The organism is Corynebacterium sp. MSK004, from assembly GCF_030232515.1.
GTDB lineage: Bacteria > Actinomycetota > Actinomycetes > Mycobacteriales > Mycobacteriaceae > Corynebacterium > Corynebacterium hesseae.
In genome coordinates this window covers 211,374-224,754 of the sequence record NZ_JASPKB010000002.1, presented here as the reverse complement: position 1 = coordinate 224,754, position 13,381 = coordinate 211,374, and the positions used below count along the sequence as shown (strand labels likewise).

Here is a 13,381-nt window from a genome sequence, read left to right as displayed (position 1 = left end):
CGCGCGCCTGTATCAGCTGCTGATTTCCTCCCAGCGCTCCAGCAAACGCGGCAGCGCTTCCCGGAAGGGAGCCAAGAGCTCTAGCTCTTCTACCTGGTTAAACGGCACCCAGCGCAGCTCGGCGGACTCCGCATTGGCGGTTGTCTCCAGCCGCTGGCCCGAGACAGTCCGCGCCAACACCGTGGTATAGGTCCAGCCTTCCTCGAAAGGCCCAGAGGTGACCAGCGCATCCAGCACCTCGATGTCTGAGGCCGAGATTCCGGTTTCCTCCGCCGTCTCCCTCAGCGCTGCCTGCTCCGGGGACTCCGGCTTATCCCGCGCCCCGCCCGGGATTCCCCAGGTCCCGCCATTATTCGTCCACGTGGCGCGGTGCTGGAGCAACACCTCATCCCCCGCCACCAAGAAAAGGCCAGCAGCTCCAAACTTGCCCCATACCGGCACCCCGCCCGGCCCCTTAGACCAGCCATCACCGGAGAGTTCTGGGTTTACGCGTGTACACATGCCTTCCACGATACGTCAGAAGCAGCCCGCGCCACCCTGCCCCAAATCATCGCGCGACGCGGTCGAGGGCGCTATCCTAAGGGAATGACCGGCCCGGCCACCGAACTGCGCGAGCACTCCCCCGAATCATGGGGCGATCACTGGCTCGATGAAGTCACCGAGCCCGCCAGCCCGGCATTTGGCCGCCCGACGCAGCTGGCCATGAGCTCCTTCGCCGGCCCCGCGCGCGTCATCCGGCGCCTCTATGGCTTCGCGGCCACCACGCCCGGCAAGCTTTTTACGGTCACCGTCATCCTCACCGTCGCGCTGGCGGCGGCCGGTTTTTCCATGTCTTCATCCTCGGCTTCAAGGCACGATGATTTGGATACCTTGCTGACCTCCACCGAGCCGATGTCGAATGCGGCGCACCACCTCTACACCAACCTATCCCTGGCGGATACCGTGGCCACCACCGGCTTCGTGCAGGCGGGCGTGGAGCCGGAGGTGAACAGCAACCGCTATAACGAGGCCATCGATGCCGCCTCCGTCGCCGCCACGGAGGCCATCGTGGGCACCTCCGCGGAGGATGAGCGCGTGCGCGAGCTCGTCACGTTTATCCAACGCAAGCTGCCGGTGTATACCGCGCTCGTGGAAAAGGCCCGCGTCAATCACCGCGCGGGCCACGCCGTGGCGAATTCCTATATGTCCAATGCCTCGGCGCTCATGCGGACCCAGATCCTCCCCGCCGCCGCGGAGCTGTTCACCTTGACGTCGGAAAAGGTGAGCCAACAGCAGCAGCGCCTGACCCGCCCGCAGTGGGTGCCACTATCTGGTCTGGTCGCCGCTCTCATCTTCCTCGGCCTGGCGCAGTGGTGGCTGTGGCGGCTGACCCGCCGGCGCTTCAACCGCGGTTTCGTGGTGGCCACGGGCCTGTTGTTCCTGGCGCTGGTGTGGGCCTCCGCCTCCAACTTCGCCACGTGGGCCTCGGGCCACCAGGGTTTCGAGACGGTATCGCGCCCCTGGGACTCGCTGACCGCCTCCCGCATCGAGGCCCAGCAGATGCGCACCTCGGAGACTCTCGCCTTAGTTCTGCGCTCCTCCCAGCAGGACATGTCCGTGCACTTTAATTCCACGGTGTACTCCGTCAACCAGGCTCTGCGGGACTATGAGCAGGCGCTTGTCGACGACGACTTCCCCTCCTCCGATCCCACCCTAATTCCCCACGCGAAGCAGGCAGTGGAAGATTGGACGACCACGCACGAGAACTTCATGGAGGATCTCTCCATGGGTGACTACGATGCCGCGCTGTACCAGGCCACCGCCATCGATCCGGACGGTGACCCCACCGCCGCCAGTGCCTTCAACGCCGTGGATAATTCCTTGGCCGCGCTCATCGACCAGGCCCGCGACGCCATGCGCACCTACCTGGTCCAGGGGCTCAATGCCATGACCATGGTGTCCACTGGCGTGCTCCTGGCTACCTTCGGCGCGATTATCGCCGTGTGGTTGGGAATCCGCCCCCGTCTGCAGGAGTACCTGTGATGCGCCGCCCTACCACGAACCGCCCGGCCTGGATCGCCGCCCTGCTCGTGCTCAGCAGCGCCGTGGCACTCAGTGCTTGCGAGCCGGAGCCGCCTAGCGCGCCGGATCCCATCCTGCCCTCTACCGCGAACCTCGATTCCACGCCGGGCCCGCCGCTGCCGGAGGACGCCATCATCGAGCCCGCAGGCAGCGGTGAGGTGTCCAAGCAAAGCGATGCAGAAGCCTACGGCTCTTACCGCCCGGACGATAAGTCGCCGAAGGAGCGCGTGCCCGAGCTCCTGGAGCGCGGCCGGCTCATCGTGGGCGTGGACCGCTCCAATAACCTGCTCAGCTACCGCGATACCGCCACCGGCGAGGTCCGCGGCTTCGAGGCCGACATCGCCCGCGAAATTGCACGCGATATCTTTGGGGACCCCAACAAGGTGGACTTCCGCTTCGTGGAAGCTTCCGAGCGCGCGCGTGCCCTCAACGACCGCACGGTAGACATCGTCATCCGCACCATGACGATTAGCCCCACACGCCAGCGCGAAGTCGCCTTCTCCATTCCCTATATGCAAACGGATGCCCGCTTGCTGGTGCTGAAGAACTCCGGCATTCACTCCATCGCGGATACCGCCGGGTTGACCTTGTGCGCGACGAAGGGTTCCACCATGGTGGATGCGATACGCAAGCACGCGCCTACTTCCGATATCTTGGAGACCCGCGCCTGGGGCGATTGCCTCATGGCGCTGCAGCTGGGGCAAACGGACGGCATCGTGGTGGATGATGCCCTGCTCTCCGGGATGCTGGCGCAGGATCGCTACACGGAGATCGTCGGCGATCCCCTCGAAAGCCAAAGCTATGGCGTAGCCGTGCGCAAACCCGATGGCTCTTATGACTCGCGCCCGCTCATCCGCCAGGTCAACTCCACGCTGGAGCGCATCCGCAAGGACGGGACCTGGCAGAAGCTCTTCAGCACGTGGTTGGGGGATTATATGGAACAGCCTTTGCTCCCGGCACCGAAGTACCTCGATGAGACTCCACCCGCGACGGAATCGCAGCCGAGTTCCCCAACCAGCAACCAGCCCGGTGAGAAGAAGGAGGGGCACTAATGTCGCACCGCTTCAGCGAGGATGAGCTCGACCACCTCACGCCCGAAGAGCACGAGACTGCGCAGCCCAAAGCCGCAGATCCCGCAGCCGTGGAGCCCGAAGCTCCTGCCGACGCCACCCAGGCCGTGCGCTTCGATCCCTTCGCCGATGAGGAGGACGATTTTTCGGAGGACCACCACCTCACCGCGTCGTCCGCGGAATCCGGCGGCCAGAACGCAGCAGCGCCCGGCGCCGACAGCACGGAAGCCTCAGACCGCACCGCGGCAGTCCCCTTCGATCCCTTCGCGGATGACCTCGAGGAGGAGGACCTCGGTGCCACCGGCGCCGTCCTCTCCCCAGCGGACCGCCCCGGCGCGCACGGCACCGCGACGGGCAAACCCGAGGACGGCGAATACGTCGATTCGGATAACATCGCGGCACTCATCGAGGAGCTGGGGCAGCTGCGTGATCGTCGCAAAGCAGAGGACCCCTCGCGGGCCTCCCGCCGCCGCGCGCTCGATACCTTCCGCCAGCGCCGCGCCACCAAGCGCACCGACCGCGAGGTGGCCGATGGCATGGCTACCTTGCCCTTCGTGGTCCCGGTAGATCCCAGCGAGGCGCTCATCGATCCGCAGGATGCGCCCCGCGCCGCCCCGCCGCAGCTCAAGCCGGGTGACATGGTGGCCGGCCAGTATGAGATCCTCGGCGTGCTCGCCCATGGCGGGTTGGGGTGGATCTACCTGGCCAATGACCACTTCGTCTCCGGGCGCATCGTGGTGCTCAAGGGCATGCAATCCACCAACTCCGCCGAAGAGACAGCGACTGCGGAGGCGGAGCGCGAGTTCCTCGCGGACATCACACACCCGAATATCGTGAAGATTTTCAACTTCATCGATGACCCCCGCGTCCCCGGCGGCTTCATCGTCATGGAATACGTGGGCGGCCCCTCGCTCAAGCAGCGCCGCAACGACCAGGTCAATGACCGCTTCCCGGTCGACACCGCGATTGCCTACATCCTGGAAATCCTGCCCGCCTTGGACTACCTGCACGCCCGCGGCGTGGTCTACAACGATTTGAAGCCCTCCAACATCATCGTCACCGAGGACCAGGCCAAGCTCATCGATCTGGGCGCGGTCTCCGGCATCGGCGCCTTCGGCCACATCTATGGCACACAGGGTTTCCAGGCCCCGGAGATCGCCACCCAGGGCCCCTCGGTGGCCAGCGATATTTACTCCATCGGCCGCACACTGGCCTGCTTGACGTTGAAGCTGCCGGTGGAGGATGGCGTCTATAAGCCCGGCCTACCCTCCCCTACCGAGGAGCCGCTGCTGCGCCGCTACCTCTCCTTCTACCGCCTGCTGTTGCGCGCTACCGATCCTGACCCGGAGCAGCGCTTCGCGTCCGTGTCCGAGCTCCGCAACCAGCTCTTCGGCGTGCTGCGTGAGGTCATCGCGCTGCGCGATGGCATCCAGCACCCGGCCCAACACTCCGTCTTCTCCCCGCAGCGTACAACCTTCGGCACGAAGCACCTAGTCTTCCGCACCGACCAGCTCATCGACGGCATCGACCGCACCGTGCGCATCACCGCCCCCGAGGTGGTCTCCGCGCTGCCCATCCCGCTCATCGTCCGCTCCGATATCGGCGCCCCGCTGCTTCAGGGTTCCTCCTATACCGAGCCGCAGGAAGCGCTGGAGACCCTGCGCCAGGCCATGCAGACCCCGGAGTACGAGGAGTCCGCGGAGATTCCCCTCGGCGTGGTGCGCGCCATGATTGATCTGGGATACATCGGCCAGGCACGCGAGTGGCTGACCTCCATCGAGGAGCGCTTGGGCAAGGACTGGCGCTTCCACTGGTACTCGGGCGTGACCGAGCTGCTGCTGGATAAGTACCGCGAGGCTCAGGCCCATTTCGCCCACGTCCTCGACGTGCTGCCCGGTGAGGCCGCCCCGAAGCTGGCCATCGGCGCGGTCAACGAGCTCATCCTGCAGCAGCTGGGTTTTTCAGAAGCCGCGCTTATCGACGCCTCCGTCGCCCGCGCCTGCGCCAACCTCACTACGTCGCTGGCGGATCTGCCCAACGATGCTTTCGAGGATCAGCCCGGCATCTGGGATCACGTCACCGATGATCCGGCCCACCTGCGCTTCAACTCTCTGCGCCTCTACGGCATCGTGTGGGCCACGAACCCGACGACGGTCTCCTCCGCCTTCGGCCTGGCCCGCCAGCTGCGCGCCGAGCACCAGGTTGAGCTCGCCGTGGCCACCTTGGATAAGGTGCCCAATGCGTCGCGCCACCACCGCATGGCCCGTCTGACCACGGTCCTGCAGCTCATCGTGCACGATCTCTCCGAGTCCCGCATCCGCCGTGCTGCCCGCCGCTTGGAGGAGATTCCGCAGAACGAGCCGCGATTCTTGCAGATCAAGATTGCGGTCATCTCCGCCGGGCTGACCTTCCTGCGCGAGTCAGACCTCGACGCCGCGGCCTCCCCCAACGACCTCTTCGAGTTCCCCTTTACCCAGCGCGGCCTGCGCTATGGCCTGGCGGATACCTTGCGGGCACTAGCCCGCCAGGCACCGTTCGCCCGCCACCGCTACGCGCTGGTGGACTTGGCCAACAAGGTCCGCCCAGTCACGATGTTCTAGACGTCGGCATAGCCGACGCTCGACTTAGTACAGGCCCGCCTCCCGGGCCATGGCCGCAATGCCCGCGGACTTCTGCGCGATGGCCAGCTCCTCGTTGGTCGGCACCACGAAGACCTTGACCTGGGATTCCACGGTCGAAATCATGCGCGGCTCCTTCGAGCGCACGAGGTTGGCTTCCTTGTCGAAGTCAATGCCGTACATGTCCAGGTTGTACAGCGAATCCTGGCGGACCTCGGTATCGTTCTCGCCCACGCCGGCGGTAAACGTAATCGCGTCCACGCGGCCCAGCGCAATCATGTATGCACCGATGAAGCGGCGCAGCTGGTGGATGTAGATGTTATAGGCCAGCCAGGCGTCCTGGTCCTCGTTGTTGATGCGCTCGCGCAGCACGCGGAAATCGTTGACACCCGCAATGCCCTTCACACCGGAGCGCTTGTTCAGAAGGTTATCGATCTCATCGATCGACATCCCTGCCTCACGGGAGAGGTGGAAGATGATACCCGGATCAATATCGCCCGAGCGCGTGCCCATGGCCAGACCCGCCAGCGGGGTCAGGCCCATCGAGGTATCAATCGGGCGGCCGTTGCGAATCGCCGCCGCCGAGGCACCGTTGCCCAGGTGCAGCGTGATCTGGTGGACGTGGCCCGGGTCGCGGTCCAAGAGCTTCGGCACCTGCTGCGAGACGAACTCGTGGGAGGTTCCGTGGAAGCCGTAACGGCGAATATCGTACTGCGAGGCCACATCGTTATTGATGGCATAGAGCGCGGCCGCCGGCGGCATGTGATTGAAGAAGGCCGTATCAAAGACCGCCACGTGCGGGATATCCGGCAGCAGCTTGCGCGCCACGCGGATGCCGTCCAGGTTGGCCGGGTTGTGCAGCGGCGCGAGCGGGATGAGGTCCTCGATCATGGACTCAATCTGGTCCACGATGAGCTGCGGCTCGCTGAACAGGCGCCCACCGTGCACAACGCGGTGGCCCACGGCGATGACCTCGACATCCGTCGGGCCCACGCCGTGCTCGTGCATGATGCCGAACGCGCGGTCGAGGCCGAAGGAGTGGGTAGGAATCTCCAGCTCTTCCTTGTATTCCTCACCGCCCGTCTTGACGGTCACCGCACCCTGCGGCTCTCCGACCTGCTCCACCAAGCCGGAGACCAGCGGGGTATCCGTGGCCGAGCTTTCCGGGTCCACCAGCTGGAACTTAACCGAGGAGGAACCCGAATTGAGAACGAGTACGTACGCCATCTACTTCACCCCTGCCTGGATAGCGGTGATAGCCACCGTGTTGATGATGTCCGGAACGGTCGCGCCACGCGAGAGGTCATTGACCGGCTTGTTCAGCCCCTGCAGAATCGGGCCCACCGCCAACGCGCCACCGGTGCGCTGCGCCGTCTTATAACCAATGTTGCCGGCCTCCAGGTCCGGGAAGACGAAGACCGTAGCCTTACCCGCAACGTCAGATTCCGGCGCCTTCTTGGCGGCCACGCCGGGGTCACAGGCAGCGTCGAACTGCAGCGGACCATCCACCGCCACGGAGGAATCGATGCCGCGAGCCACCTCGACGGCCTGCGTCACCTTCTCCACGTCCGGGCCAGCGCCCGAGGTACCCGTCGAGTAGGACAGCAGCGCCACGCGCGGGTCTAGGCCAAACTGTGCTGCGGTCTGCGCAGAGACGATGGCGATCTCGCCGAGCTGCTCCGGGGTCGGGTTCGGGTTCACCGCGCAATCACCGAACGCCCACAGGCGGCCCGGCATCACCATCAGGAAGATGGAGGAGACAACGGAGGCCTCCGGCTTGGTCTTGATGATCTGGAAGGAAGGCTTAATGGTGTGCGCCGTGGTGTGCGCCGCGCCGGAGACCATGCCATCGGCCAAGCCCTTGTGCACCATCATCGTGGCGAAGTAGGACACGTCCTTCATGGTCTCGCGCGCCTGCTCCAGCGTCACGCCCTTCTTCTTGCGCAGCTCCGCAAAGTCCGCTGCGAATTCCTCCGCCAACGGGGATTCCAGGTGGTTGATGATCTCCACGCTACTCAGGTCGATCCCGAGTTCCTGGGCGCGCTTTTCGACGTCCCCGTCACCCAGAATCGTCAGCTTCGCCACCTTGCCCTTAATGAGCTCACCGGCAGCCTCCAGGATGCGGTCATCCTCGCCCTCCGGCAGCACGATGTGCGCCCCGATTTCGCGGGCCTGATCCAGAAGCTGCTTCTGGAAGAGCTCGGCGCACATATAGGGTTCGATGTCCTCCAGGGAAGAAATCGCACTGGGAACGGAGGAGACGTCGCCCACCGCGCCCACCACAGTGGCGCCTACCGAGCGCGCGTGCTCCAACGCCAGCTCCGCGGCGCGGTCAGGCGCATCGGAAACCAGCACGAAGGGCAGGCCCAGAGCGGCCGCGGCCTTGGCGTCAAAGTCCATAACGCCTGTGCCCTGAAGGACCAGGTTGCCCGCGGGGGCGTTGTCCAAAACCTCGCTGAGCGTGGTTCCCAAGTCATCGACCTGGGCGAAGGTGGCTCCTAGTTCCTGAGCCACAGCAGCAACGTCCAAGCCGTCGAAGCCGCGCCCGATGACGCTGATAAAGGCAGAATTGCGTGAGGACTTGGCGGTCATGACCAACCTTTCTCTGCATAGAAGGTGTGTACCCGGGGTCACAATTTGGGACACACAGTGACACTACGACACTTTCACAGTACGGGAACACATCCCTGCTCGCCGCCCGCTTGACGCTTTTCCTCATCAACTTCCCAGGCCACCGACACCTAAGCCGGGACCACAGTGTGCTATCCCACAGAAACTTGTCTCCCGTGAGCACCCCGGAGTAGGCTCCTAACCAGGATTGTTACTTCGGGCAAGACCTAGGCTCCCCACTCTTAGCCGCGTGGGGATGGTTCGCTATGAACCATTGTGGCCTAGGTCTTTTGTGGTTTTCACAGGCCCTTAACTCGCGAAAGGATTCTCATGTCGACTGATATTCGCTCGGCAGCCGAGGCCATCCTGGATGGCATCGGCGGGGCGGAGAACATCACCTCTCTCACGCACTGCGCCACCCGCCTGCGCTTTGAGCTGGCTGATGCCTCCAAGGCAGACAAGGAAACACTCGAGGCCATCCCCAAGGTCATGGGTGCCGTGCCCCAGGGCGGCCGCAACTACCAGGTTGTCATCGGCGGTGACGTGGCCACGGTCTATGACGAGATCAAGGCCCTCCCGCAGATGAAGAACCGCAACCAGTCCGGCGGCCAATCTAATGACGATGTCAAGGCCGCCGCCCGCGCCAAGTCCAAGGGCAAGCTGCCGTGGATGGACGCCTTCTTCGAGTACCTCTCGGATTCTTTCCGCCCCATCCTGGGCGTGCTGCTGGGCGCTTCCCTCATCATCGCCTTCGCCTCCGTCCTGGACGCTTTCGGCGTCGTGGACTTCCGTTCCCCGGACAAGCCGGCCTCCTGGTTCTTCGTGGACGCCATGTGGCGCTCCGTGTTCTACTTCCTGCCGGTGATGGTGGCCTACAACGCTGGTAAGAAGCTGCGCATCGACCCGTGGGTCCCAGCCACCATCATGGCGGCGCTCTTCACCCCGGAGTTCCTGAATCTCTCAGAAAACCCCGCCGTCCAGTGCGTCACCAACGACACCCTCGGCGCTGAGCAGTGCTCCATCGAAATCTTCGGCATGACCATGCAGCTGCAGGACTACGGCGGAAACGTCTTCGTCCCGCTCATCATGGCGGCCGTCGCCGCGCTCTTCTACAAGGGCTTCCAGAAGATCATCCCGTCCGCGGTGCACATGGTCTTCGTTCCCTTCCTGACCCTGCTCTTCCTCATCCCGCTGACCGCCTTCATCATTGGCCCGTTCGGCGTGTGGGCTGGTAACGGCATTGGCGCTGGCCTGTCCTGGATGAATGACAACGCCCCGTTCGTCTTCGCCCTGGCCATCCCGATGCTCTACCCGTTCCTCGTCCCGCTGGGCCTGCACTGGCCGCTCAACGCCCTCATGCTGGTCAACATCCAGACCTTGGGCTATGACTTCATCCAGGGCCCCATGGGCGCATGGAACTTCGCCTGCTTCGGCGCCACCGCTGGCGTGCTGGCACTGTCCATTCGTGACCACGACACCGTGATGCGCCAGACCTCCGGCTCCGCCCTCCTGGCTGGCCTGCTCGGCGGCGTGTCTGAGCCTTCCCTCTACGGTATCCACCTGCGCTACAAGAGGATTTACCCGCGCATGCTGGTGGGCTGCTTCGCTGGTGGCCTGACCGTGGCCCTGTTGACCCTGGGCACGAACGGCATTACTACCGACGCCTTCGTCTTCACCTCCCTGCTGACCATCCCGGTCTTCACCCCGATGGCCAAGTACGCCATCGCCATCGCAGTGGCCTTCTTCGTGGCCTTCTTCCTCATCCTCTTCACCGACTACCGCACCCCGGAGGAGCGCGCTGAGGCTAAGGCCGCCCGCGAGGCAGCCGAGAAGGCCGAGCTCGACAACGCCAACACCGCCGACAACGCCGCGCTTGCCGACGCCCCCGCAGCAACCGCCGCTGCCGGCGCTGGCGCCGGTGCCGCCACCGCAACCGCCACCAAGGCTGACGCCCCGGCCAAGGCCGCTGAGCCCGCTGCTGGCACCACCACCGACATCGCCTCCCCGGCTGCCGGCAAGGTTGTCCCCATGGCTGAGATCAATGACCCGGTCTTCTCCGCCGGCACCCTGGGCGACGGTGTGGGCATCGTCCCCGAGAACAACGAGGTCTACGCCCCGGTCAGCGGCACCGTGATGAGTGCCATGAAGTCCGGCCACGCCTACGGCATCAAGACCGAGGACGGCGTGGAGGTCCTCGTCCACATCGGCATCAACACCGTGAAGATGAAGGGCGAAGGTTTCGCCCCAGCCGTCAAGAAGGGCGACACGGTCAAGCAGGGCGAGCTGCTTGCCACCGTTGACTTCGCCAAAGTCACCGAAGCCGGCTACGACACCACCATCGTCCTGGCCGTGACCAACACCAAGGCGCTGTCCGCCGTCACCCCGGCTGGCCTGAACCACGCCGCCGCTGGCGATACGGTCATCACCACGACCCGCTAAAGGACCCACTAGGGAACCTTGAGCACGCCTTTAACGAACCCTGACTAAGCTGGCTCGATGGAACCACCATCGTGGCCGGCTTTAGTCGTTTTAGCTCCAATCGGCTAGCTTTAACCGGTTAACCCCAACCAGAAAGGTGCCTTGTGCAACTGTTGCGAGTGTTCAATAACAACGTCGTGCTCGCACGCCGCGGCGCGGAGGACGTCATCGTCACCGGCCGCGGAATCGGCTTCCAGGCTCACCCCGGCACTGAGGTTGACCCCGCCAAGGTGGTCAAGGTCTTCGTACCGGATTCTGGCCGCGACCCGGACCACCTGGCCGCCATGATTGCCGGCATCCCCGGCGAATACGTTCAGCTGGTCATCGACGCCATGCACTCCGTCGACATGTCTGAGGCGCTGCGCAGCAAACTCACCTTGGTCGTCGCGATTGCGGACCACATCCACGGTGCCGTCAACCGCGGCAACGCCGTGTCTTATCCCCTCGAAGCCGAGGTGCGCCACCTCTACGCCGAGGACTTTGCCCTCGCGCAGCAGCTACTCACGGCCATCAACGGCGGCCTCCATAAGCCGTTGGCTCCCGACGAAGCCGTGGCCATCACACTGCACTTGGTCAACGCCGGCTTCGCAGTGGGGGATCTCTCCGGCACTTACCGCATGACGGGTCTGATCCAGCAGATTCTGGCCGTTATCGGCTCGCACATCAATACGGAGCTCAATAGCGAGGACATCTCCGTCGCCCGCTTCATCACGCACCTGCGCTATCTCTTCGTGCGCATGGCGGAACACCAGCAGCTGGACTCCGACGACCGCCAGGTGGCCACCGCCATCTCCGCGCGCTACCCCGATGCCGTCGAGACCGCCCAGATGGTAGCCAACCTCATTGAGCTTCGCCTCGACAACACATTAACCCCCGATGAGGTCTCCTACCTGACGCTGCACATCGCGCGCCTGGAGGAGGCCTCCGCCTAAGCCATCACCCCGCTTAGGCGATAAACCAACCAACCTAAGCTGCCGGTGCCTCTACAGCGCCCTCAGCGGGCGCGTCAACAGCACCATCGACCGGTGCCACCGGCTCTGCCACGGTGATGATGTTGTCCTCGTAGCCCAGCTCGCCGCCGACGAACTTGCCGCCGCAGGTGATAAGGACTAGGCGGTTCTCTCCCTGGGTGTCATTGACCACGTCCGGGAAACCTGAGCCCTTCGGCAGACGGTACGGCGCCTCCGTCACGCGGAACTGGCGCTCCTCGCCGTCGATGAAGACGGTGAATTCCTGGCCCTGCTCCAGGGTGGTGAACTTCTCCGCAAAGCCCGTTCCCTGCCCCTGGTAGTTGATATGGCCGGTGATAACGCTGGAGCCAACCGGGCCAGCCTCGCCCGGTACTGCGGAGGCGGAATACCAACCCAAGCGCTGCACATCGCGCGGCGGAATCAGCATGCCGGTATCCGTAACCTGAATCGGGTCCACGGCGGCGAACTCATCGTTAATGCCCAGGGACATGGCACCAAAGCCACGGAACTCACCCGGTGCGGCATCAATCTCCTGATCCTGCTCACCGGAGTCATCCACGAAGGGATCATTGTTCGTCGTGGGTGCGGCAGACTCAGAGCTTTGCGACGTCTCCGCCGAATCCCTTGCATTATCTTCCGCAGAATCATCGCCATTGCGGCCCGCATAGATCACCAATTGCACGATGACCAAGATGATCGCAATGAGCGCCACCAGACCAATGATGAGCTTCTTATTGCCCTTCTTTGATTCGCCCGCTGACTGCTCCTCACCGGCACGGTGCTTCGCCGCGGCAGCCTCCCCGGCAGTCTCCCCTGTGGACTCGGCGGGGTATTCCGGAATATCGTTCTGTTGGCTTTCGTCAGCCATAATCTCTGCTCCTTGTGACTGTCTTCTAGTTATGGGCTTCTAGCTTCTAATAGTCTTCGCTATGGGGTTTCGATGTAAACAATAGTCTAAGGATCATATGACGAATCCCCTCCAGCGTTTTTCACCCTGGAGGGGATTGTCCTAATCATTTCCTGCCCCTACCATGCCCAGCCGGTGAGGGCCGGGATGGTGTTGCAGTGCGGACTACTTGATGAAGTCCTGCATGCCTGGGTCAAGCTGGGTTGCACCAGAAGGTACGTGCTTGATCTCCACGCGGTGCGTGTTGGACGGCACCGGCTGACCGAAGTCCTGCGGCTGGTTAGCAGCATCCTCCGGCGGGGTTGCGTCCAGGACGGTAACCTCGCGGTCATCGCGGCCGGTGTTGTCGTGGGACTCACCGTGGTTGTTGCCACCATCATGGCCACCATTGCCACCATCATGACCGCCGTTGCCACCGTTATGGCCACCGTCGGCGATGATCTTGATCAGGCCCAGACCCGGGATGAGCAGCAGCCACCACGGCAGGTCCTTCTTCGAGCTGCCCTTGTCTCCATCATTGTCCTTGCCGTCGCCCTTATCCGGGGTGTCGGAAGGCTTGTCAGAGTCAGAAGTAACCGTCTGGTTCTTGTCGTTGATGTCCTTGTGCTCACCAATCTCGTTCGGCGTCTCATTACCCGGAGTCTCCTCACCCTTGGAATTAACTTC

9 protein-coding genes and 1 pseudogene are annotated in these 13,381 nt (G+C 63.9%); 5 read left to right on the top strand and 5 right to left on the bottom strand.

Annotated elements, in window-relative coordinates; all coding sequences use genetic code 11:
• Positions 1 to 12: 12 nt before the first annotated feature.
• A complete protein-coding gene (locus QP999_RS03570) occupies positions 13 to 501 on the bottom strand; it encodes an NUDIX domain-containing protein (RefSeq protein WP_070685796.1) in 489 nt (162 codons plus the stop codon).
• An 84-nt stretch (positions 502 to 585) separates the two neighbouring features.
• Between QP999_RS03570 and QP999_RS03565 the strand changes: the two genes are divergently transcribed.
• From QP999_RS03565 to QP999_RS03555, 3 genes are read left to right on the top strand one after another with little or no spacing between them, the layout of a single operon-like run.
• The gene (locus tag QP999_RS03565; protein ID WP_284847698.1) at positions 586 to 2,022 is read left to right on the top strand and encodes a GlnX family signal transduction membrane protein; all 1,437 of its coding nucleotides are present in this window, start codon (positions 586 to 588) and stop codon (positions 2,020 to 2,022) included.
• Positions 2,022 to 3,113: a glutamate ABC transporter substrate-binding protein gene (locus tag QP999_RS03560; protein WP_284847697.1), complete on the top strand. Its 1,092-nt coding sequence runs from the start codon at positions 2,022 to 2,024 to the stop codon at positions 3,111 to 3,113. Before QP999_RS03565 ends, QP999_RS03560 begins: the two co-directional genes overlap by 1 nt.
• Complete coding sequence (locus tag QP999_RS03555; protein ID WP_284847696.1) at positions 3,113 to 5,731, top strand: tetratricopeptide repeat protein; 2,619 nt, start codon at positions 3,113 to 3,115, stop codon at positions 5,729 to 5,731. The genes QP999_RS03560 and QP999_RS03555 overlap by 1 nt, the downstream gene beginning before the upstream one ends.
• A 24-nt stretch (positions 5,732 to 5,755) precedes the next feature.
• Here QP999_RS03555 and QP999_RS03550 read toward each other — a convergent pair whose 3' ends face one another.
• A complete protein-coding gene (locus QP999_RS03550; RefSeq protein ID WP_193634694.1) occupies positions 5,756 to 6,976 on the bottom strand; it encodes an acetate kinase in 1,221 nt (406 codons plus the stop codon).
• Positions 6,977 to 8,341 carry a phosphate acetyltransferase gene (gene pta, locus QP999_RS03545; RefSeq protein WP_284847695.1) on the bottom strand — a complete coding sequence of 455 codons (1,365 nt, stop codon included), beginning with the start codon at positions 8,339 to 8,341 and terminating at the stop codon, positions 6,977 to 6,979.
• 348 nt (positions 8,342 to 8,689) lie between these two features.
• On the opposite strand from pta, the gene QP999_RS03540 reads away from it, so the two are divergent.
• The gene (locus QP999_RS03540) at positions 8,690 to 10,798 is read left to right on the top strand and encodes a glucose PTS transporter subunit IIA (RefSeq protein ID WP_284847694.1); all 2,109 of its coding nucleotides are present in this window, start codon (positions 8,690 to 8,692) and stop codon (positions 10,796 to 10,798) included.
• Between the two features lie 143 nt (positions 10,799 to 10,941).
• Entirely contained in the window at positions 10,942 to 11,769 is an 828-nt protein-coding gene (locus tag QP999_RS03535; RefSeq protein WP_284847693.1) for a PRD domain-containing protein, read from the top strand.
• A gap of 34 nt (positions 11,770 to 11,803) precedes the next feature.
• On the opposite strand, the gene QP999_RS03530 is transcribed toward QP999_RS03535, so the two are convergent.
• Together QP999_RS03530 and QP999_RS03525 are read right to left on the bottom strand one after the other, a co-directional pair.
• Positions 11,804 to 12,676 carry a class F sortase gene (locus QP999_RS03530; RefSeq protein WP_284847692.1) on the bottom strand — a complete coding sequence of 291 codons (873 nt, stop codon included), beginning with the start codon at positions 12,674 to 12,676 and terminating at the stop codon, positions 11,804 to 11,806.
• Between the two features lie 204 nt (positions 12,677 to 12,880).
• A pseudogene (locus QP999_RS03525) lies at positions 12,881 to 13,381 on the bottom strand (VaFE repeat-containing surface-anchored protein); the annotation flags it as partial.